The 23069-nt window shown below is 35.3% G+C and carries 22 protein-coding genes and 2 pseudogenes; 21 read left to right on the top strand and 3 right to left on the bottom strand.

The window, feature by feature from the left end:
* Nucleotides 1-6: 6 nt before the first annotated feature.
* From CC97_RS17845 to CC97_RS20380, 3 genes are all read left to right on the top strand, one after another.
* Nucleotides 7-804, top strand: a complete 798-nt coding sequence (locus CC97_RS17845; protein ID WP_044976725.1) for a reverse transcriptase domain-containing protein — start codon at nt 7-9, stop codon at nt 802-804.
* Between the two features lie 98 nt (nt 805-902).
* Nucleotides 903-2138, top strand: coding sequence for a site-specific integrase (locus CC97_RS17850; RefSeq protein ID WP_044974455.1), 1236 nt, complete (start codon nt 903-905; stop codon nt 2136-2138).
* Entirely contained in the window at nt 2131-2289 is a 159-nt protein-coding gene (locus CC97_RS20380) for a hypothetical protein (protein WP_156036816.1), read from the top strand. The genes CC97_RS17850 and CC97_RS20380 overlap by 8 nt, the downstream gene beginning before the upstream one ends.
* A 124-nt stretch (nt 2290-2413) precedes the next feature.
* On the opposite strand, the gene CC97_RS17855 is transcribed toward CC97_RS20380, so the two are convergent.
* A complete protein-coding gene (locus CC97_RS17855) occupies nt 2414-3409 on the bottom strand; it encodes an IS5 family transposase (protein WP_044973980.1) in 996 nt (331 codons plus the stop codon).
* A 424-nt stretch (nt 3410-3833) separates the two neighbouring features.
* Here CC97_RS17855 and CC97_RS21185 point away from each other — a divergent pair, with 424 nt between their 5' ends.
* From CC97_RS21185 to CC97_RS17880, 6 genes and pseudogenes are all read left to right on the top strand, one after another.
* Nucleotides 3834-4325 (top strand): tyrosine-type recombinase/integrase, encoded by a 492-nt coding sequence (locus CC97_RS21185; protein WP_049962757.1) that lies wholly within the window; start codon nt 3834-3836, stop codon nt 4323-4325.
* Complete coding sequence (locus CC97_RS17865) at nt 4322-5332, top strand: site-specific integrase (protein WP_044974458.1); 1011 nt, start codon at nt 4322-4324, stop codon at nt 5330-5332. The genes CC97_RS21185 and CC97_RS17865 overlap by 4 nt, the downstream gene beginning before the upstream one ends.
* Before the next feature lie 106 nt (nt 5333-5438).
* Nucleotides 5439-5660 (top strand): annotated as a pseudogene (locus CC97_RS21640) (reverse transcriptase domain-containing protein); the annotation flags it as partial.
* 18 nt (nt 5661-5678) lie between these two features.
* Entirely contained in the window at nt 5679-6113 is a 435-nt protein-coding gene (locus tag CC97_RS21645) for a group II intron maturase-specific domain-containing protein (protein ID WP_347493882.1), read from the top strand.
* 167 nt (nt 6114-6280) lie between these two features.
* Nucleotides 6281-7957: an AAA family ATPase gene (locus CC97_RS17875; RefSeq protein ID WP_044976726.1), complete on the top strand. Its 1677-nt coding sequence runs from the start codon at nt 6281-6283 to the stop codon at nt 7955-7957.
* 170 nt (nt 7958-8127) lie between these two features.
* Nucleotides 8128-8382: a UPF0175 family protein gene (locus tag CC97_RS17880; protein ID WP_044976727.1), complete on the top strand. Its 255-nt coding sequence runs from the start codon at nt 8128-8130 to the stop codon at nt 8380-8382.
* A gap of 84 nt (nt 8383-8466) precedes the next feature.
* On the opposite strand, the gene CC97_RS17885 is transcribed toward CC97_RS17880, so the two are convergent.
* Nucleotides 8467-8802, bottom strand: coding sequence for a type II toxin-antitoxin system RelE/ParE family toxin (locus tag CC97_RS17885; RefSeq protein WP_044976728.1), 336 nt, complete (start codon nt 8800-8802; stop codon nt 8467-8469).
* Nucleotides 8789-9061 carry a type II toxin-antitoxin system Phd/YefM family antitoxin gene (locus tag CC97_RS17890; protein WP_044976729.1) on the bottom strand — a complete coding sequence of 91 codons (273 nt, stop codon included), beginning with the start codon at nt 9059-9061 and terminating at the stop codon, nt 8789-8791. The genes CC97_RS17885 and CC97_RS17890 overlap by 14 nt, the downstream gene beginning before the upstream one ends.
* Nucleotides 9062-9527: 466 nt before the next feature.
* Here CC97_RS17890 and CC97_RS17895 point away from each other — a divergent pair, with 466 nt between their 5' ends.
* The 12 genes and pseudogenes from CC97_RS17895 to CC97_RS17950 all read left to right on the top strand — a co-directional run bounded on the left by CC97_RS17895 (nt 9528) and on the right by CC97_RS17950 (nt 22894).
* Nucleotides 9528-10802 carry a DegT/DnrJ/EryC1/StrS family aminotransferase gene (locus CC97_RS17895; protein WP_044976730.1) on the top strand — a complete coding sequence of 425 codons (1275 nt, stop codon included), beginning with the start codon at nt 9528-9530 and terminating at the stop codon, nt 10800-10802.
* Complete coding sequence (locus CC97_RS17900; RefSeq protein WP_044976731.1) at nt 10802-11482, top strand: sugar transferase; 681 nt, start codon at nt 10802-10804, stop codon at nt 11480-11482. The genes CC97_RS17895 and CC97_RS17900 overlap by 1 nt, the downstream gene beginning before the upstream one ends.
* On the top strand, nt 11472-12272 hold the full coding sequence (locus CC97_RS17905) for a glycosyltransferase family 2 protein (protein WP_347493845.1): 801 nt from the start codon (nt 11472-11474) through the stop codon (nt 12270-12272). The genes CC97_RS17900 and CC97_RS17905 overlap by 11 nt, the downstream gene beginning before the upstream one ends.
* Nucleotides 12269-13180 carry a glycosyltransferase family A protein gene (locus CC97_RS17910; protein ID WP_049963024.1) on the top strand — a complete coding sequence of 304 codons (912 nt, stop codon included), beginning with the start codon at nt 12269-12271 and terminating at the stop codon, nt 13178-13180. Before CC97_RS17905 ends, CC97_RS17910 begins: the two co-directional genes overlap by 4 nt.
* A 67-nt stretch (nt 13181-13247) precedes the next feature.
* Nucleotides 13248-14300 carry an EpsG family protein gene (locus tag CC97_RS17915; RefSeq protein ID WP_278245362.1) on the top strand — a complete coding sequence of 351 codons (1053 nt, stop codon included), beginning with the start codon at nt 13248-13250 and terminating at the stop codon, nt 14298-14300.
* 96 nt (nt 14301-14396) lie between these two features.
* Nucleotides 14397-14853: pseudogene (locus CC97_RS19840) on the top strand (glycosyltransferase family 2 protein).
* Between the two features lie 512 nt (nt 14854-15365).
* The gene (locus CC97_RS17925; RefSeq protein WP_044976733.1) at nt 15366-15989 is read left to right on the top strand and encodes a DUF1919 domain-containing protein; all 624 of its coding nucleotides are present in this window, start codon (nt 15366-15368) and stop codon (nt 15987-15989) included.
* Nucleotides 15982-16782 carry a glycosyltransferase gene (locus tag CC97_RS17930; RefSeq protein WP_044976734.1) on the top strand — a complete coding sequence of 267 codons (801 nt, stop codon included), beginning with the start codon at nt 15982-15984 and terminating at the stop codon, nt 16780-16782. The genes CC97_RS17925 and CC97_RS17930 overlap by 8 nt, the downstream gene beginning before the upstream one ends.
* A 3-nt stretch (nt 16783-16785) precedes the next feature.
* Nucleotides 16786-19020, top strand: coding sequence for a polysaccharide pyruvyl transferase family protein (locus CC97_RS19285; protein WP_049963027.1), 2235 nt, complete (start codon nt 16786-16788; stop codon nt 19018-19020).
* Between the two features lie 63 nt (nt 19021-19083).
* Nucleotides 19084-20499, top strand: coding sequence for an oligosaccharide flippase family protein (locus CC97_RS17940; RefSeq protein WP_044976735.1), 1416 nt, complete (start codon nt 19084-19086; stop codon nt 20497-20499).
* A 1-nt stretch (nt 20500) separates the two neighbouring features.
* Nucleotides 20501-21619, top strand: a complete 1119-nt coding sequence (wecB, locus tag CC97_RS17945; protein ID WP_044976736.1) for a UDP-N-acetylglucosamine 2-epimerase (non-hydrolyzing) — start codon at nt 20501-20503, stop codon at nt 21617-21619.
* 36 nt (nt 21620-21655) lie between these two features.
* On the top strand, nt 21656-22894 hold the full coding sequence (locus tag CC97_RS17950; protein ID WP_044976737.1) for a nucleotide sugar dehydrogenase: 1239 nt from the start codon (nt 21656-21658) through the stop codon (nt 22892-22894).
* The last annotated feature ends 175 nt before the right edge of the window (nt 22895-23069 follow it).

Raw genomic sequence — 23069 nt, forward strand, 5'->3', positions numbered from 1 at the left:
TAGTAAATGAATGTAACTGGAAATGAGGACAATTGCAGAAAACTTCGGAAAGAAGACCATGTACAAAGAGTATCTGCGGAACAGAAAGGGTATGTACAGGAGCATACGAATAGAAGGATTACTGAAAACAACAACACCGATGCAAACATTCAAACGGACAATTTGCTTGAAGAGATATTACATCGCGAGAACATGAACAAAGCGTTTAAACGAGTAAAATCAAACAAAGGAGCAGGCGGAATCGACGGGATGGGAGTGGAGGAACTTCTGCCATATCTCAAAGAGAACGGTGCAGACTTAATCAGGCAAATTAAAGAGGGAAAGTATAAACCCAACCCTGTCCGGAGAGTAGAAATACCAAAAGAAGAAAAGGGTAAGGTCAGAAAGCTTGGAATACCAACGGTAGTAGACCGTGTAGTACAACAAGCGATAACAATGAAGCTGAACCCAATCTTCGAGAAGCAGTTTTCTGACAATAGTTTTGGTTTTAGACCACGAAGAAATCAACATGATGCGCTTAGGAGATGTAAAGAATACGCAGATGATGGATATGTATATGTGATTGATATGGATTTGGAAAAGTTCTTTGACACAGTATGTCAGAGCAAGCTGATAGAAATACTATCCAGAACAATCAAGGACGGAAGAGTAATCTCCCTGATACATAAATATCTGAACTCAGGCGTTCTCGAGAATGGAATAATAGTGGACACACCAAACGGAGTACCGCAAGGTGGATTATGCAAAGCTTCGCATAATCCACCTTATGCAAAGAAAGTTGTTATGCTAAGTAACACATCATAGAGCACGAATTTTCGTAATTTGCTATTGCACAACTTTGCATAATATCCGAGAATATATAATGAGTTCACAACTCAAAAATATATTTTCGGAGGTAAACTATGAATCAAAAGCTATTATCTGACTTGGTTTCAGATTTGGAACAGGAACTTTTACGTCTTGGTTATACGGAAGGCAGCATGTGCTTCTATCGAAGAAGATGGAAGCAGCTGATAAATTATGCTGAAGAGCATAATGAAGAATACTTTACTGAACAACTTGGAATCGCTTTTCTCAAAGATAAATTTGGAATAGCTCAAGATGATTTTGCCAAAGTACTTCCTCAAAAAGAAACTCAGGAAATACGCGTTATTCGTATGATAGGCGATTTTCAAATACATCATGCGGTACTTCGACGTTACATGAAGCATAAAGAAATCCTTACAGACCCGGTATTTGTTGAAGCCAGAGTGAAATTTAAGGATTTCTGTATTGAAAAAGGCTATTCCAAAGTTACAATCGGACATTACGTTAAGCAGTCAGCATACATGATGGATTACCTGTCTGCAAATGAAATAAGTGATTTTAATGACGTAACTATAGATATCATCTTTGCATATATACGTACTCTTGCGGGATTTACTTACAAAACAATTGAACAGAATATGTGTTCACTAAGAGCTTTCTTCAGATTTCTTTATCAAAATGAAATGATAAACCATGATCTGGCAAGTGAAATGCCAATGATCAAGGCGCGTAAGCAGACAAATATTCCTTCAGTATGGACACATGATGAATTGAAAAAACTTATCGGAGCAATTGATCGTGGAAATCCGAAAGGAAAACGAGATTATGCAATTATTCTTATTGCCTGCCGGCTTGGTTTAAGATGCAAGGACATTAAAGAGCTTCGGTTTGAAAACTTTAACTGGTCAGAAAAAAAGCTCTGTTTTACTCAGTCTAAAACCAAACAGCCAATGGAATTGCCTCTTGTTCCGGATGTCGGATGGGCTGTAATTGATTATCTTAAATATGGAAGGCCTAAGGTGGACAGTCCGTATATTTTTGTGCGTCATCTTGCACCGTTTCTGCCTTTTTCAGATGAAGATCATCTTAATCAGTTAATCAAAACCTATATGATTAAGGCTCATATTTCAACAGCAAACAAGCATAGAGGTATGCATAGTTTAAGGCATACTATGGCAAGTGTACTTCTTGAAAAAGAAACACCTCTTCCGGTGATTTCAGATATCATAGGTCACATAGATACAAATTCTACTGCCGTTTATCTTAAAGTTGATATGAAGCAGCTCTCTGAATGTCCATTGGATTTTGAGGAGGCGATTGATCTTGGCTGAAAATGAATTTTCCGGACCATTTGCTAAAGAAATGAGCGATTTCGTTGAATTAAAGATGGCGCTTGGTTACAAATACACTACCGAAAGAGGCATATTAAAACGTTTCGGAAGCTTTCTTTCATCAGAATACGATGATTTAGGGAAACGCTGAATAAGTCGTGATATAATAAAATATCCTTGTAATATTGGAATAATATTGAAATGCGAATCGCTATTCGAGCATTTACCTCATTTTTTTATTATTTTTTGCGGAATTAATCCGCATTAGGGTACACTTACCCCTTGCAAAATTCTGCAGTTCTTCCTGCACGAGAACACATCAGCAAATTTGCTGATGCGAATAGAAAATTGAATCTATTCATGTTCTTTTTTATTCCTTTGTATGCTACTTTTGAGTATCCAAATGTATTCTTTACAATGAGGAAAGCATGTTCCACTTTGCATCTTACTGATGACTTATCATGCTCCATCTTTTTATCCCAGTTAATACCGTTATAGTCATCTGAGGTTTTTAAACTTGACGGTCTTTTATTGATTTCAAACTTCATGTTTTTATGATGCTCATCCTGTTTTATGGCATTCTGTGCCGGAACACCAAGATAACCAGAATCGCCGTACATTATTTCATCATCATTGCGAATAAGCTTAGATGCTTCAGTGGAATCATGCACATTTGCCGCTGTTCCGGTTATTGTATGCACATATCCTGTTCCAGCATCTACTCCAGCATGTACCTTCATTCCATGATACCACTGATTGCCTTTCTTAGTCTGATGCATTTCAGGATCACGTTCTCCCTTGGCATTCTTTGTTGAACTTGGTGCTGCAATTATTGTTGCGTCAACAATTGTACCACCATGCATGATAAGTCCTGCCTTTTCAAGTCGATCATTAACGTCCTTGAAAATAGCGTCGCCGATATTATGTTCTTCAAGAAGATGTCGAAACTTCAGTAATGTTGTTGCATCCGGAACTTGTTCATGCATAAAATTTATTTTCATGAATTTTCTCATTGCATAGCTATCATAAATAGCATCTTCGACACCTTCATCTGATAGATTGAACCAATCCTGAAGAAGATACATTCTAAGCATGGTCTCGATACCTTTTACAGGTCTGCCATGATTACCTGACGGATAGTAAGGAGCGATTATCTGAATCCATGAATCCCATGGAATTATCTCTTCCATTCTATTAAGAAACGCTTCTTTTTTTCCCTGACGCTTTCTAAGGGAATATTCCATATCGCTGAAACTTAACTGTCCGTTCATATCAAAATACCTCGCATAATATATTTTATTAACTACATTATATCATATATACGACAATTTGTCAATACTAACGTCGATTAAATCAGCGTTTCCTTAGATTCATTATCAAAAGAAGCTGTGACGAAGTGGTGCTCAAAAACACTGCATGAAACAGACAACAACCATTGTTCGCGCGCTTCTTTAGTAAGGCAATTTTCAAAGTATTTGAATAGCATTGGTATTAAAGCGTGGGTATTGCCTAATAAATATTATCCTAAAGGCAATAAATACATACCGCATATTTATACTCCTGATGAATTAACACGCTTTTTTTTCAGCAACTGATAAATGCACATACTGCTCTGAAGTTCCATATCGTCATTTAATTATGCCGGTTTTCTTCAGGCTTCTTCTTTCCAGTGGATTACGATGTTCCGAAGCTCGAATGCTAACTGTTGATGATGTGGATTTGGATCTTGGCATACTTAAAATATCTGATTCAAAGAACCACAATGACCGATTAGTACCACTTTCAAAAACAATGCTTATCAGACTTCAAAGGTATTCAGAACAGGTTCATTCTTCAGGTTCACATGAATTCTTTTTTCCAGGATACAAAGAAAAACCTATGACGTTAGGAAATGTGTACAAGAATTTTAGACGTTTTCTATGGAAGGCTGGAATATCACATACTGGAGACGGTCCAAGAGTTCATGATTTCCGTCATACGTATTGTGTTTTTAAATTGCGGGAATGGGCTGAACAGGGAAAAGATCTGATGGTATTAATTCCTCTTATGCGAACATATCTCGGTCATCAGACATTCAATGAAACGGCTTACTATCTCAAATGGACTGCTGATGTATTTCCTGATATCAGACTTAAACTTGAAAGATATTGTGAAGGTATCATACCTGAAATGGAGGAATTTCAATGACTCCAACAGATTTCTCTAAACATCTTACCGATTTCTTCTCGAATTACCTTCCACTGCAGAAAAATGTCAGCAAAAACACGATAAAGGCTTACAGAGACACTTTTAAACTTCTCTTATACTTTTGCGAAAGCGAAGAAAAAATCAAACCTGAAAAACTTTCCATGCATCATTTATCATCGGATCTCATAGAGCGATTTTTGCTATGGTTGGAAACAGAAAGAAATTGTTCTGTTTCTACAAGAAATCTAAGATTAGCTGCTCTTCATGCTTTTTTCAGATATGCTCAGTCTGAGTCACCGGAGTCGTTATTTCATTACCAGAAAGTTATTGCTATTCCTGTGAAGAAAAAGAAACAATCTATTGTTGAACACCTTTCTCCTGAAGCGGTTAGATTACTTTTGGAACAACCGGACAGAACAACTACACAAGGAAGACGAGATCTGGCTTTACTCAGTCTTTTGTATGACAGCGGCGCAAGAGTGCAGGAACTTATTGATCTTTCTGTCTCCGATTTTGTTGCCGGTTCTAATCCCATACTTATACTAACAGGAAAAGGAAACAAAATCCGGCGTGTACCGATAATGAACAATACAGCAGTTCTGGTTCAAAAGTATATATCTGAAAACAAGCTTGATTTACCTCATAAATGCAATTATCCTCTTTTCACAAACAAACAGCATAGTAAACTTACAAAAGAAGGCGTTGCATATATTCTCAATAAATATGCAGTAATGGCTCGAGAAAAGACTGATAAAATACCGGTTAAAGTTAAATGTCATATGCTCCGCCATTCAAAAGCTGTTCACCTTTTACAGGCTGGCGTAAACTTGATTTATATCCGCGATTTTTTAGGCCATAGTGACATTAAAACTACTGAAATTTATGCAAGAGCAGATTCCGAACTCAAAAGAAAAGCTCTGGAAAATGCTTATCCCGATTTGGTAGATACTAATTTACCAGACTGGAATGAAAATACTGATCTTATGAACTGGCTTTCAAAACTGTGATTTAAACAGAAGATTATGCAAAGCAACATTCCCATGAATCACGATTTTATTGGTTTTATGCGAATTACTTTGAATAATATTTTTCTTTGCATAAGGTGGACCGCTCAGCCCGTTACTGAGCAACATAATGCTGAATGAACTCGATAAAGAACTGACGCGAAGAGGACATAAATTCGTAAGATATGCGGACGACTGCATGATATTCTGCAAAAGCGAAAGAAGTGCAGAAAGAACGTTGGAAAATATCATTCCATATATCGAAGAAAAGTTGTTTCTCAAAGTGAACAGACAGAAAACAGTTACAGCGCATATCAGTAAAGTCAAATATCTTGGATATGGTTTCTACATATACAAAGAGGAATGCAGATTCAAGGTACACAAGAAATCAGTAGCCAAGTTCAAGAACAAAATTCGAGAGCTAACCAAACGCAACAACGGGTGGTCAAATCAGTTAAGAATTAAGAAATTTAATGAAGCCATGAGAGGATGGATAAACTACTTCAAAATGGCGGATATGAAGAATCTTATGATAGAAACTGACAAATGGGCAAGAAGAAAGATACGTGCAGTTTACTGGAAACAGTGGAAGAGAATCAAAACAAGATACAAAATGATCTCAAAGTATGGTATTCCAAAATGGGAAGTACATCAAATGGCTTGTTGCCGTAAAGGCATATGGCGTGCATCACTGATGCTCAACTCTGTACTCACAGTAAAAGAAATAGCCAACCTTGGATATATATCCTTAGCCGGCTATTTTATGAATGTTTGTGTAAACTAAAGAACCGCCGTATACGGAACCGTACGTACGGTGGTGTGAGAGGACGGCTAATCAAATAATGGCAGCCTCCTACTCGATTCAGATACGTTTTATGAAGAAATATCGACATATGGCCGTGGATGTGCTATAATAATTGATGAGAAGTAACCTGATAAAGGAGGAAAGACATGGGAACATATTTGAATCCTGGAAAACAAAGTTATGAAATAGCAGTTAACTCAGAAATATTTGTGGATAAAACAGAAATGATACAGTATCTGAATTCTGTAGTAAATACCCAGCAGCGATTTTTAAGTGTATCCCGTCCGCGGAGATTCGGCAAAACGATGGCCGCTGATATGATCAGCGCATATTACTGCCGTGAAGCGGACAGCAGGGAACTGTTTTCAAAAAGAAAGATTGCAGAAACAACGCCGGTAAAAACAGTCAGCGGTGAAATACCATGGGACGGTTACCTCGGAAAGTTCGATGTGATCAGACTGGTAATGACCGACTTCATGGACGATTGTGATTCAGTACAGGATATGCTGAATTATTTGACTGAAGAAGTTGTTGAAGAACTGAGAGATGCTTTCCCTGATGTAAATTTCGAATCCAGGATAACTCTGCGTAATGTTCTGAATAAAATATACGGAAAAACCGGACGTCAGTTTGTAATCGTGATTGATGAATGGGATGCGGTTTTTCGCACCTGGAAGAAAGACACCGAAGGTCAGAAGAAGTATCTTGATTATCTTCGCAATCTGCTCAAGGACAGGCCGTATATCGCACTTGCATATATGACAGGAATACTTCCGATAAAGAAGTATGGAAGACATTCAGCACTTAACATGTTTGATGAGTATTCCATGATGAATCCGATGCAACTGGCACCATATACAGGTTTCATCACTGAAGAGACTCTGGAATTAACAAGACGGTACGGAAGAGATTTTGTAAGCATAAAAGACTGGTATGACGGCTATAATGTCAGCGATATTGTTCCGCCGGATCCGGATCACAGCAGCCAGAAAGAAACAGGAAAAGCACCTGAAGCAAAACGTTATGATCTATACTGCCCGCTTTCAGTCGTAAACGCAGTCAGAACCGGGAAAATTCAAAACTACTGGAACAAAACTGAAACTTATGAAGCTCTTGCGGAGTATATCCGTATGGATTATGACGGATTAAAAGAATCAGTTGCTCTGCTTATGAATGGTGGGAAGCTTCATGTTGATACGTCCGGCTATCAGAATGATATGACCACTTTTACATGCAGAGATGATGTATTATCACTTCTTGTTCATCTTGGATATTTAGGTTACGATGATGAAACGAGTGAAGTGTTTATTCCGAACAAAGAGATACTTGATGAGTTCAGAACATCTACGAGATCCAGCGAATGGATCGATACTTTTGAATCATTCCGTATCTCACAGGAACTGCTGAAAGCCACCTGGAATAAAGATTCGGAAAAAGTGGCTGAACTTATTGAGAAAGCACATAACAAGGCGGATAACAAAACTTATAATGATGAAGCTGCTCTCAGCTATGCGATAAGATTTGCATATTATGCGGCGCAGAAGTACTACACAATTCTGCCGGAAGCTGATACAGGAAAGGGCTATGCAGATCTCATTCTGTTACCTTCATCTGAGTATTCAGATAAACCAGCACTTGTAATAGAGCTAAAATACAATAAGGATGCAGACGGTGCCGTGAAACAGATAAAACGAAAAGATTATCCTGACAGACTGGAGCATTACAAAGGGAATATTCTGCTGGTAGGAATAAATTACGATAAAGAGATTCCGGCGTCAGATCCTAACTACAAACATCACAGCTGCATTATTGCAGACGCATAAGAATAATCGGTATGCCTTCGGCATGCTATAGAAAAACCGGACACCTTAGCAGGCGTCCGGTTTAGTAGTTACAGGCAGAAATACCAGTATATTGATTTTATTATGAATTTGTTGTATAATAAAATTGATAATAACTGAAACTATTCTTTTTGGAAAGGCAGGAGAAAGATATGAGTCAGGTTATGATAAGTGTCCCTAATGAGGTTCTTTTTGATACTCGTATGAATACAGATGAAGCTGCATCGTTTGCAAGAAAAATGGTTGCTCTCGGGTATTACACACAAAACAAGATATCAATTGGCTATTGTGCTGAAATAGCAGGAATGACAGAGGAAGAGTTTATATTGTTTCTCGGTCAGAACAAAGTCGATATTTATACCTTTGACAGCGATGAAGAACTATTAAAGGATGTTCAGAATGCGTAAGATTATTGCTGATCAATTATTCGGTATGCCTTCGGCATGCTATAGAAAAACCGGGAGCATCCTTCGGACGCTTCCGGTTTAATTCTAATTATGATTCATTTCATTTTTTAACAATCGTGTGTAGTTAGTTCTTCCGTCAACAATGTGGTAAATGTAAATCGTATTACCGATAATGCGGTAAATGCAAAGATACATTCCGCTTATAAGACGACGGTAATGATTTGGAATCAGAATGAGTTCATCACATTCCTTCCCCAAGTACGGATGATATGCAAGTTTTTCGATGTCATCAAGTAACTTGTCGGTTATTTTTTTAGCTGAAGCAGGACCGACAAGGTTTAGATGTTTTTCAGATATATTTTCGATTTCAGCCCATACTTCAGGTCGTATGTTGATAGTGTACTTATCAGAGTCCGGCATTCTTGTATTTCTCCATTAATTTATTTCGAATTTCTTCAATAGAGTATCCAGGAGTACCGGCAAGTCGGCCTTCCTCAACTAAATCAAGATGTGCCTTTAAACGAATCATTTCGTCACGGCGCTCAAGTGCCTCAATGCTTAATACAGCAAGATCACCTTCACCATTTCTGGTGATATATATAGGCTCATCGCTGGCATGTGCCATTTCAGAAATTCTGGCATAGTCATTTCTGAGTGTAGTAGATGAAGTGATAGTCATAATGATCCCTCCTAATATAGTATTCTACAGATATTATACAATAATTTCTGCAGAATTTCAAGTCTAACTGAGAATCAAGATGAAAATTCGCCTTAACTGGAAAACTTTGTGAAGTGGTAGCTTAATAATCGGCATGCTATAGAAAAACCGGTTCGTATGAGAAAAATCATACGAACCGGTTTTTTCTGAATTTTTAAAGATACTCACATTCACAAAAAATGTTGTATATTTCTGAATGCAATTAAATAAAAAAGCAGTATTGTTTCTTATAAAACATCTCCTGACAGCAGATTGTTGTGTAATAGTCATAAAATTCACATAAATATATGGTATTATTATCTACCTTCTATTCACTGATTTCCCCTTTTAAAACTTGACATTGTGATATGATTGTGATAAAATGAATTCATGTGTATTGAAGTATTATTTTAATTTTGTATTATTAAATAAAACAGGTGATAAGAAAATGGAAAAGTTCAAACCTTTTGAGAAGAAGATATGGTTGTCTTCTCCGACAATGCATGGTGATGAACAGAAGTGGGTGAACGATGCGTTCGAAAAGAACTGGATCACCACTGCCGGTGAAAACATCAACGAACTTGAAAAACAGGTCGCTGATTATGCCGGTGTAAAATACGCTGTTGCTCTTTCATGCGGAACAGCTGCTTTACATCTTTCTGTCAAGCTTGCAGGCGAAAAGCTGTACGGTCAGGCAAAGCCAAATCAGGGAACATTACAGGGACACAGGGTGTTCTGCTCAGACATGACTTTCGACGCAACTGTTAATCCGGTCGCTTACGAAGACGGTGAAGCAGTTTTCATCGACACTGAGCCTGATACATGGAACATGTGCCCGAAAGCCCTCGAAAAGGCATTTGAGCTTTATCCTGATGTAAAACTTGTTGTAGTTGCACATCTTTACGGTATTCCGGGAAAGATCGACGAGATCCGTGCAGTGTGTGAAAAACACGGTGCTCTGATAGTTGAAGACGCAGCTGAATCTTTCGGCGCTACTTATAAAGGCAAGCAGACCGGCGGTTTCGGCGACTATGCGGCAATAAGCTTTAACGGAAACAAGATCATCACCGGTTCATCAGGCGGTATGTTCCTTACAGATTCAAAGGATGACGCCGACAAGGTGCGCAAGTGGTCCACCCAGAGCCGTGAAGCTGCCCCGTGGTATCAGCACGAGGAGATAGGCTACAACTACCGCATGAGCAACATCATCGCCGGTGTGGTACGCGGCCAGATGCCTTACCTTGATGAACATATAGCTCAGAAAAAGGCTATTTACGAAAGATATAAAGAAGGGTTCAAAGGACTTCCTGTTACAATGAATCCTTTTGATGCGAATACAAGTGTTCCGAACTACTGGCTTTCATGCATGCTCATCGACCGTGATGCAATGTGTGAACAGGTACGCGGAGAGAACAAGCCGCTTTACGTTCGTGAAGCAGGTAAGACATGTCCGACTGAGATACTCGAAACACTTGCAAAGTACAACGCTGAGGGCAGACCGATATGGAAGCCGATGCACATGCAGCCTATTTACAGAATGAATCCGTTCATTACTGCAAACGGTAACGGCAGAGGACAATCCAACGCATACATCGACCGCGGAGCAGTCTGTGATGTCGGTGCAGATTTATTCGAACGCGGTCTTTGTTTACCGAGTGACAATAAGATGACACCGGAAGAACAGGATGTTATCATAGAGATTATTAGGAGTTGCTTTGAATAATGTACGCTAAGTGTTTTAAGCGTTTAATTGATTTTGTACTTTCATTCTGCGCAATGATAGTTCTTTCTCCGATACTTCTGATCCTAACGGTCACAGGTGCGGTTGCTATGGGAGGAAATCCGTTCTTTACACAGCAGAGACCAGGGAAGGACGAGAAGATTTTCAGACTTATCAAGTTCAGGACGATGAACAATAAGAAGGACAAGGACGGGAACCTGCTTCCGGATGAGAAGAGGCTTACAGGTTACGGCAAGTGGTTAAGAAGTACAAGTCTTGATGAGTTGCCGGAGCTTTTTAACATTGTTAAAGGTGATATGGCGATAGTGGGGCCCAGGCCGTTGCTGGTGAGAGATATGGTATTTATGACTCCGGAGCAGAGGAGAAGACATACAGTCAGGCAGGGACTGACGGGACTTGCACAGGCTAACGGAAGAAACGGAATCTCATGGGATAAAAAGCTTGAATACGATCAGCAGTATATTGAAGATATCTCGTTTATTAATGATATAAAGATTATTGTCAGGACGTTTATTAATGTATTAAAAAAAGATGGAATCACCGAAGACGGCATGGCTACAGCAGCTGATTTAGGTGATTATCTTTTATTTTCAGGAGCTGTAACTCAAGAGGAGTATGATAATAAGCATCTTGAAGCTAAGAGAATCTTGAATGGAATTTAACAAGGGAGTTTATTTAATGGATGAATTAGTTTCAATTATTATGCCTTCATATAATACAGCTAAGTTTATTGGAGAGTCTATTCAGTCTGTTTTAGATCAAACATATACTAATTGGGAATTGATTATAGTAGATGATTGTTCAACTGATGAAACTGATGAAATTGTAAAACCTTATTTAGTAGATAAAAGAATAAAATATTATAAAAATAAATGTAATAGTGGTGCTGCAGTAAGTAGGAATTTAGCATTAAAAGAAGCCAAAGGCAGATGGATTGCTTTTTTGGATTCAGATGATTTATGGAAGAATGATAAGCTTCAGAAACAAATCACTTTTATGAATGATAATAATTATTCCTTTTCGTACACCCGTTATTATGAAATTAATGAAAATGGGAAAGCTAACGGAATTCATGTTACTGGTCCTAAACGTATTTCAAAAAATGGATTTTATAATTATTGCTGGGTCGGATGTTTGACAGTAATGTATGATGCATCGAAAATTGGTTTAGTTCAAATTTCAGATATAAAGAAGAATAACGATTATGCGATGTGGTTGAAAGTCTGTAAGAAAGCGAATTGTTACCTGCTTGATGAAGAATTAGCTATGTACCGACGTGGACGAATTGGAAGTATAAGTACGCAAGGTATTATGAAGTTGATTAAGTGGCATTATAAGTTGTTTAAGGAAGCTGAAGGTGAAAATGCAATTTATGCATTTTTTAATACGATACGAAATTTATTGTTTGGTTTGTATAAAAGAAAAAGGTACGTGAGGAAGAAACCTGAATGAATATATTAGTTAGATTGAAAAATGCTTATAAATACGGAGGAATAAAGGAGATCCTTAGAAAAACTACAGCTTTAGGTGTGTATACGATTATGGATAGGATTATTGTTCATGATGTGAAGAAAACGCAAGTAGAGTACGGCCTTAATAGGAAAGAACGTAAAGATCAAATTATTGTTTCACTTACATCTTTTCCTAAAAGGTTTTCTGAATTAGATTTATGTCTTAAAAGTTTAGTTATTCAAAAATTTAAACCAGATAAGATTATAGTTTATCTTGGTAGTGATAGTCGAAAAGAAATGTTATCAGAAAAATTATTGAAATACGAGAATTATGGGGTAGAATTTAGATTCGACGATAAAGAAAATTTAATGCCACATAAGAAGTATTTCTACGCTATGCAGGAATTTCCAGACGCAGTTACTGTAACAGCAGATGATGATGTTATTTATCCGAGAGATTGGTTAGAATCTCTTTATCGTTCTTATTTAAAGTATCCTAATGCAGTTAGTGCAAGAAGAGTACATTTGATGAAAAGAAATAATGAAGAAATTGCTCCATATGACTATTGGGAAGACCAGTGTAGGAGAATAAGAAAACCATCAATGAGTTTGATTGCTACTGGAAATAGTGGTGTCTTATATCCTCCGAGATGTTTTGATTTTACAGCATTTGATATTGAAGCAATAAAAAAAACATGTTTACGAGCAGATGATATATGGTTGAAGTGTGTGGAAGTAAAAAAAAAGCTTCCCGTTGTATGGGTCCCAAATTGGCAAGTTATGTTGCCTGAAATTGGAACACCAAATAACGAGAAATTGTCAGATGAAAATGTATTTACTGGAACCAATGACGAGGTGCTTTATTCTGTAATGATGCATTTAAAGTTGAGTGCTTCAGATTTTTTTTGATAAAGAATAACAAATACCGGAATGGAAAATATCGCAAATGGCTGCTTACATAATTTTAGTTATTATAATGTTGTTAGAAAGATATTTGGATAATAACGTCATTTTTTACAATTCAATAAGCAAAAAACGAATAAATATCACATACCTTATCTTTTTTGGGGCATGTGTCCTGATAATGGGATTGCGCTCAATTACAGTTGGAGTGGATACTGCACATTATAGCGCAATTTTCTATACTATATCAGAAACTCCGTGGAATATTATTTTGACAAATTGGAAAACGGAGGCTTGCGAAATAGGATATTGTATACTTATGAAGGCATCGGCGTCAATATTTTCCAGTTATTATTTTTTTCAATTTTTAATTGCTGCACTATTTAATTACTTAATGCTTATGTTTTTTCGTAATAACACTAAGTGCTATGGACTGACTGCAATTATATATTTGGGACTTGGGACGTATACTATGGCATTTAATATTACACGTCAAATGTTTTCTATTGCTATTTTAACATTAGCATATGATTGCTTTAAGAAAGGTAATAAAAAAAGGTCACTTTTATTATATTTAATAGCAATAACAATTCATACAGTAGCGGTTTCTTTTGTATTAGTATACTTATTTTACTTAATAAAGAACAACCAAAAACTAATATTAATTGTCTTATGTTCTATAGTTCTGTTAACAATTAACTTTCAAATTATACTGCGTGTTGTGATAAAGTATGTTCCAATGTATGCAAAATTTTGTAAAGTCAGCGAACAAGAGAATTCATATGGAATGATTAAATATGTTTGGCTCGTAATTGCTATTATAAGTATTTTAAATATTTATAAATACATAAAACCTTCAAAACACAGGGAAGATGTACCTATAAGCGTTATAAAAGAGTATTTAAATGAAGATGAAGTAAAAACGAGTAGAGTAATTACTTCACTATCATGTTTAGTATATGTGATGTGCTATTGTATTGGCATTAACGTTGAGTTTTTTGAGCGATTAGGTATTATTTTCGTACCGTTTGTAATTATTCTGTTTGGACAATTTCAAGAACAATTTATAAAGAAATTATTATGGAAAAAAACATATTCTGCTATTATTTTTATTGCTTTTTTTTAGTTTGCTATTATTAAGCACTTACCCTAAAAACGGACAATACTATTACAAGTTCTTTTTTATAAATTGAGGACTAAATTACATATTGGAGAGTTATAAATGAAAGTAACAGTCGTAGTACCAGTATATAATGTTGAACTATATTTACAATGTTGTGTAGATAGTTTACTTAAACAATCGTATAAAGAACTAGAAATAATCCTTGTTGATGATGGTTCAACTGACAATTCAGGTCACATTTGTGATAGATACGCTAATTTAGATAATAGAATAAAAGTTATACATAAAAAAAAATGGTGGTTTATCTGATGCTCGAAATGCTGGCATTGATATTGCATTGGGAGACTATATTACATTTATCGATAGTGATGATTTCATCTTGCCGGATATGATTGAAAGACTTTATAAAATTGCGATTGATTATAATGCTGATATCGTCGAATGCAGGCATACTAGAGTCAATGCAAATGAAACGTATGATTCTTTTACCAAACCTGAGAGTGATGAATCCATTCTGACATATGAAAATAATGAGAAAATGAAAGTTTTTTTTTGAACCAAATGGTTCTGATACAACTGCGTGGGGGAAACTTTATAAGACATCATTATTTAATGACATTAGATATCCTGTAGGTAAATTACATGAAGATGTGTATACTACGTATAAATTAATTCATTGTGCACATAAATTAGCTATAACGAATTATAAAGGGTATGCGTATAGAGTCAATAATAACAGTATAACAGGATCATCATTTTCAGAAAAAAGATTAGATTCTGTAGAAGGCAAAGAATTACAGGCGAAATTTGTAGCTAACAATTATCCGGAACTTTCGGGGGTTGCGTATAGTGATATTATTTATTCATGTAATCAGTGCTTGTTGAAAATGGCAAAGAGTAAATATAAAGGGAAACAAGCTGAATTGTATTTACAAAAAAAGTATCGTGAATATGGAAAGTATTATTTAAAAGAAAAATATGCATTTTACAAGAAATTATTCTGTTTATCTGCAATGATAAGTACAGGTTTTACGAAAAAAATTCTAGAAATGGTATAGAGGCATCTTTATGGGCTTTAAAGAAAATTATAAGAATTTTGTACAGGAACGTATTAATAAAAATAATCGTGATAGATTAATAAATCAGAGACCGACATTAGTTTGTAGTAATTGTACAGGCGGATTTTTGTATCACTGGTTAAAGTTAGAGTTTTGTTCTCCGTTTATAAATTTATATTTAACCCCAAATGATTTTATTACTATGCTAGAAGATTTTGATAATTTTTTAGAATATGGAATTAAAGAGGTTAAAAATAGTGAATATGATTATCCACTTGGTATTGGTTTGCATGATGAACTGATACATTTTATGCACTATAATAGCTTTGAAAATGCTATTGATGCATGGAACAGAAGAATGCATCGATTTGATAAGAATAATATGGGGATTATGCTTACCAATTTTGGAGAAGATATTGAATTATTAAAGCGCTTCGAACAATTACCTTATAAAAATAAAGTTTGTTTTACTTCCGAGTTATATCCGGAATATAAATCCGCTTATCATATTAAAGGCTATGATCCAAAAAAAGGTAAAAATCTCTATGCGACACAATCAATAACCGGAAAGCGATATATAGATCAATTTGATTATGTTGAATTCATAAATCATTTGGAGGATAGTAATGGCTAATGAATTAAATAATAAAATTCCTAAGGTAATACACTACATTTGGTTTGGAGGCAATCCATTGCCAGAACTTGCTCAAAAATGTATTGCAAGTTGGAAAAAGTATTGTCCGGATTATGAAATAATTGAATGGAATGAGAGCAATTTTGATGTGAATTGCTGTTCGTATGCCAAAGAAGCATATGAAGCGAAAAAATGGGCATTTGTATCGGATATTGCACGCTTATATGCCCTTGTAAATTATGGTGGTATTTATATGGATACAGATGTTGAAGTATTAAAACCACTTGATGAATTATTACAGTATGAAGCTGTTTCCGGATTTGAAAGTGAAACAGATATACCAACTGGATTGATGGCTTCTGTTAAAGGACAGGGGCTTTTTAAGGAACTGCTAGATGAATATGACTCTATACATTTTAAAAGATCTGACGGTAGTTTAGATGTTACAACAAATGTTACACGTATAACTAATACTTGCTTAAAATATGGGTTTATTCCTAATAATAAAAAACAGACTGTTAATGGTTTTACACTTCTACCTAGAGATTATCTCTGTCCTAAAGATCATGAAACTAAAGAAATACATATTACTGATAATACGCTAACGATTCATCATTTTGATGGTTCATGGAGAACGGAGGATATGATATATCAGGCTGATCTAAAGAAGAAACTAAGTAAAATTATGCCTGAAAAAATAAGTGGTTATATTGCTAAATATGTTTCTGTTATAAAATACAACGGCTTTTCGCAGGCCAATCAGGAGTTGTTTGGGTGGCTAAAAAGGAAGTAACATATGAAAAAAATCGGTATAATGACTTGGTTCCAGTACCATAACTATGGTACTTCTTTGCAGCTCACAGCATTAAGTGAGACAATAAAAGACATAGGATACGAGCCAATTGTTATTAAATATCATGCTAAGAGTAAACCTGTTTCGATTTGTAACGAATCAATTCCGTTGAAGGTCGGAACAAAGGTTGTTTCAGTAATCAAAAATCATTCTTATAAGAACTATTCAAATAGTAATAGAGAAGAACTCTATAATGATTTTTATAGGAAGCATTTAAAATTCACCTCAAAGTGTGATTTGCTTTCAGAGTTACAGCTGCTAAATAACGAACTTGATGCATTTGTTTGTGGAAGTGATCAAATTTGGGCGCCAAGTTGTTTTGATTCGCATTATTTCCTTGATTTTGTTTCAGATGATAACAAGAAAATCGCTTATGCACCTAGCGTTGGTCTTCCATCTATAGAAGATGAATATATTAAAGAGCAAATTAAAGAATTAACAAGTAGAATCGGTTATCTATCTACTAGAGAGAAAAGTGGTTCAAAAATCATATCTGATCTTGTTGGACGAACTGTTACAACTGTACTAGATCCGACGTTGCTGTTAAGTTCTGATGAATGGAATAGCTTTTGTTCAGAAGTAAGCATTAACGAGAAATCTGAGTATATGCTTGTGTACATGCTTGGAAAAAACGAATGGCAGTGGAAAGAGGTATATCGCATTGCCAATGAGTTAAAACTTAATGTACGTGTCATACCTGTATTTCAGAAAGATAAGAATCGCCTTGGCTGTATTAGTGATCCTATTGGTCCAGCAGAGTTTTTATCATATATAAAAAATGCTTCATATGTTTGTACTGATTCTTTTCATGGCCTTGCATTTTCTGTGAATTATCATAAGAATTTTACGGTTTTTGAACGTTTTAAATTAAATGATAAGATCAATCAAAATTCAAGAATATACAATTTGCTAGATTTGTTTCATTTAAGGAACAGATTATACGTAGACAATTCAGCGATTAAAATGATATATGAGAAGATTGACTATGATAAAGTAGATGAATATCGTAATAATCTTAAAGAAGAATCGTTATTATTCTTGAAACAGGCTTTGTCTTCTGCAACTGAAAAAAAAGAAATGAAAGAAAAAATAAATATTCATTGCAATAACAAGTTATGTTGCGGATGCGGTGCTTGTCAGACAGTTTGTCCATTTAAGGCGATAAATATTAAGCTTAATGAGGATGGCTTTTACTCTGCTTTTATAGATGATTCAAAATGTGTTTCGTGTGGGAAATGTACGAAGGTTTGTCCTTATATGATAAAACGAAACGATAAACTAATTGCTGATTCAGAGTTATATTCGTTTAAAAGTAAATCAAATGATGTTCTTATGAAATCATCAAGTGGTGGTGCAGCACACCATATTGCTGAACTGCTTAACGGAAAAGGGTATACTGTTGCTGGATGTACATTCGATGTGAAATTGCAGAAAACCAAACACATACTCGTTGTTCCTGAAAAATCGGCAGAACTTGTATACTTACAAGGTAGTAAATATATGCAAAGTGATTTTTCTGTAATTACAGATCAATTATATCATACTGAAGATCCGACAGTAATCTTTGGTACGCCGTGTCAGATTGCTGGAATGCGCTCATTACTTCGTGACAAAGATAATTTTATGTATGTTGATTTGATATGTCATGGAGTTCCAAGCTATCATTTGTATAAAAAGTATCAGGAGTATTTAAAATCCAAAGGATTTGATGTTACAAATCTGTCAGTTGTTTTTAGAGATAAGGCTTATGGATGGAGTACGAGGTACATCACAATAGACGATACACAGAATAAGGTATCAAATCATCAGGATAAGGATCCGTATTTTTTATCTTTTGAGCACTGTTTCTGTTATGGACATAATTGTTATGAATGTCCTTGGCGAGATAAAAGTGCTGCTGATATTAGACTAGGTGATTATTGGGGAGATCGATTTAAAGATGATCAAACCGGAGTTAGTGAGATGGTTATTTTAACCGATAAAGGCGAAGCTGTATTGAATCGGTTGAAAGAATCCGAGATAGCAATAATAAAAAAACAAGATATTATTGATTATACTTCAGTTCAACAAATGAAAAATGGACGAGAGCCAGTATTTTGGAATGCATATTTAACTGATTTACGCGACACTGATAAAAAAAATGGAGGATATAATGAAATACTATATTCTTCCTTTTGAGAAAAGAAAAAAGCTTAGTTTAGCAGCCAGAAAAATATATCATAAGTTAAGGAAAGTCAAAAAATGAGCAAAGCAAATAAAGCTAAAGATCTTTCGATAAATACACTATTGTTTACTATTAGTAATTTTGGAACGAAGATTATTTCGTTTTTGCTTGTTCCTCTATACACATATGTTTTAAGTACTAAGGATTATGGAAAACTTGATTTGGTTACAACAACAGTTCAATTATTGGTTCCTATTCTTACTCTAAATATTCAAGATGCAGTTTTAAGATATTGTTTAGATAAAGAATACAATCCGTTACAAGTTGTAAAAACGGGATTGCGTGTAGCTGTTGTTTCATCAGTAATACTTGGTTTAGGATTATTACTTGTTTATAGTTTACCAGTTTTTAAACTGAGTATTATGTATAGTGTTTATTTGTATTTCTTGTTTATAGCAAATGTATTCAATAATACCTTATCGATGTACTTAAAAGCTGTTAATAAAGTGAAGTTGCTTGTTGTATGCGGATTACTGAATACATTACTTACCTGTTCCTTAAATATCATACTTTTGCTTGTTATTAAACTAGGGGTATTAGGATATTTGATTGCCAATATAAGCGGAACGATGTTTTCGATTATATTAATGATGCTTGGAAGCGGATTGTTAAAAGAGAAAACGGATCAAATCCCTAAAGGCTTATTCAAATCAATGAGCCTTTATAGCTTACCATTAGTAGCTAATTCGGTTGCCTGGTGGCTTAATAATGCCAGTGATCGTTACATCCTTGCATTTTTTTGTGGAGCAGCTGTTAATGGTATCTATGCAGTTGCATATAAAATTCCTACGATTCTTTCGACTGTACAAAGTGTATTTTATAATGCTTGGTCGATTTCTGCTATTACAGAATTTGATGAAGATGACACAGATGGCTTTATTGGTAATGTATACATGACTTACAGCTGTGTATCTCTTGTTGGTTGTTCTATACTTCTTATTTTTAATATGTTTTTAGCTAGAATACTTTATGCTAAAGAATTTTTTGCCGCTTGGCAATTTGTTCCTCCTCTTTTGGTTGGTACAGTATTCAATGGTATCGCATTATTTGAGGGATGTATTTTTACAGCAGTTAAGAATACAAAATCAGTTTCAATAACAACTATTTTAGGCGCGATTGTTAATACGATTTGTAATTTCGCTTTAATACCTTTTATTGGTGCATTGGGTGCATCTATTGCTACAATGGTTGGTTATATAGCCATATGGATTATTAGAACAGTACAGATGAATAAGATCATTAAGATTAAAGCACAGTGGAATGCTCAGATTATGGGGATGATAATGCTTATTTTTCAGTGCGTCATAGCATTGGTATTTAAACAGTTTTACTGGCAGTTACCGATTGCTATATTAGTTGTAATAAGTCATAAGAGTTACCTTGAAAAAGTGTTTGCTATCGTAAAAAGAAAGATGATAAAGGAGAAGTTATGATATGAAAAAGATAATGTTAGTCTTTGGAACACGTCCAGAAGCAATAAAAATGTGTCCGTTAGTAAATGAGTTAAAAACACGTAAAGGTTTGAAAACGATAGTTTGTGTAACTGCTCAGCATCGTCAGATGCTTGATCAGGTTCTTACGACATTTAATGTTGTTCCTGATTATGATTTAAATGTTATGAAAGACAGACAAACTCTTTTTGATATAACTACTAATATTTTAAATGGAATAAAGGAAGTACTTGAGAAAGAAAAGCCAGATGTTGTTTTAGTTCACGGTGATACTTCTACTACATTTGTTACTTCTCTTGCATGTTTTTATCTTCAGATTCCTGTAGGACATGTAGAAGCAGGACTAAGAACATATAATATATATTCACCATATCCTGAGGAATTCAATCGTCAGGCTGTCGGAATCATAAGTCAGTATAATTTTGCACCAACTAAGCTGGCCTCTGAGCACCTGATTTCAGAAGGTAAGAATCCTGATAGTATTTATATTACAGGTAATACTGTAATTGATGCAATGCAGCATACAGTTAAAGAGAACTATTCGCATCCTGAACTTGATTGGGTTGGAGATAGTAAACTAATTTTTATAACAGCTCATCGTCGTGAAAACCTTGGTGAGCCAATGCATCATATGTTCAGAGCAATAAGAAGAGTATTAGACGAACATCCTGACTGTAAGGCAATATATCCAATACATATGAACCCTGTTGTTAGAGATGCTGCAGAACAGGAACTTGGCGGATGTGACCGAATTCATATCATAGAGCCTATCGAAGTATTTGATTGCCATAATTTTGAAGCAAGAAGCTTCTTATGTTTAACCGATTCAGGCGGAATACAGGAAGAATGCCCTTCATACGGTGTTCCGGTTTTAGTAATGAGAGATACAACGGAAAGGCCAGAAGGTGTTGATGCTGGTACTCTTCGTTTAGTAGGTACAGACGAAGAAGTTATTTACGAAGCATTTAAAGAATTGCTTGAGAATGAAGAAGAATATAAAAAGATGTCGCAGGCTTGTAATCCATACGGTGACGGACGTGCTTGTGAACGTATAGCAGATATTCTAGAAGGTAAAAGCTATAGTCCTTGGGTTGCAAAATAATTATTTTTAAATATCTTGATCGGAGGAAATATTAGAATGAAAATTGCAGTAGCAGGAACAGGTTATGTAGGACTTTCAATAGCGACTTTGTTTGCTCAACACAATACTGTAACGGCTGTCGATATTATTCCTGAGAAAGTTGAGCTTATTAATAAAAAGAAATCGCCTATTCAGGATGATTACATAGAAAAGTATCTAGCTGAAAAAAATCTTGATCTTACAGCAACACTTGATGCGGAGTCAGCATATAAGGATGCCGATTTTGTAGTTATTGCAGCTCCGACTAATTATGACAGTCAGAAAAATTTTTTTGATACAAGTGCAGTTGAAGCTGTAATTAATCTTGTAATGAAGTATAATCCAAATGCAATTATGGTAATTAAGTCAACCGTTCCTGTTGGTTATACTAAGTCTATTCGTGAAAAGACGGGTAGCAAAAATATTATATTTAGTCCGGAATTTCTTCGTGAAAGTAAGGCGCTTTATGATAATCTGTATCCTTCAAGAATTATTGTAGGAACTGATATGGATGACGAGCGTTTAGTAAAAGCTGCTCATACGTTTGCAAAGTTACTTCAGCTCGGTGCAATTAAAGAAGATATTGACACACTCTTTATGGGATTTACTGAAGCAGAAGCAGTAAAGCTTTTTGCCAATACATATCTTGCACTTAGAGTTTCGTACTTCAATGAACTTGATACGTATGCAGAAATGAAAGGTCTTGATACTCAGGCAATTATCAACGGTGTATGTCTTGATCCAAGAATAGGTTCACACTACAACAATCCTTCATTCGGTTATGGTGGATATTGTCTTCCTAAAGATACAAAGCAGCTTCTTGCTAACTATGCTGATGTACCACAGAATATGATGTCTGCTATAGTAGAATCAAATCGTACAAGAAAAGATTTCATCGCTGATAGAGTTTTACAGCTTGCTGGTTACTATGCATATGAAGAAAATATTGATTATGATCAGAGCAAGGAAAAAGAAGTTATCATTGGCGTTTACAGACTGACAATGAAATCAAACAGTGATAATTTCCGTCAGAGTTCTATCCAAGGTGTTATGAAAAGAATAAAAGCTAAAGGTGCTAATGTTATCATTTACGAACCAACGCTTAAAGACGGTGAAACTTTCTTCGGAAGCCTTGTTGTAAATGACCTTGAAAAGTTCAAGGCTATATCTGATGCTATTATTGCTAACAGATATGAGGTTTGTTTAGATGATGTAAAATCGAAGGTTTATACAAGGGATTTATTTAGAAGAGATTGATTAAGTGAAATCTCAACGGTCGTGGTGTTGGCTATGCCAACAGTATGGATGAAATCCAGAGTGTTAATTTGCTTCAACTTATCATTGATTGTATTCCTCGTGTCATGGGTTATGACACTGATAATACGAGAAAAACGATAATTAGAAATTATTATGAATTGAATTAATGATTTTG

This window comes from Ruminococcus sp. HUN007, assembly GCF_000712055.1.
Taxonomy (GTDB): Bacteria; Bacillota; Clostridia; order Oscillospirales; family Ruminococcaceae; genus HUN007.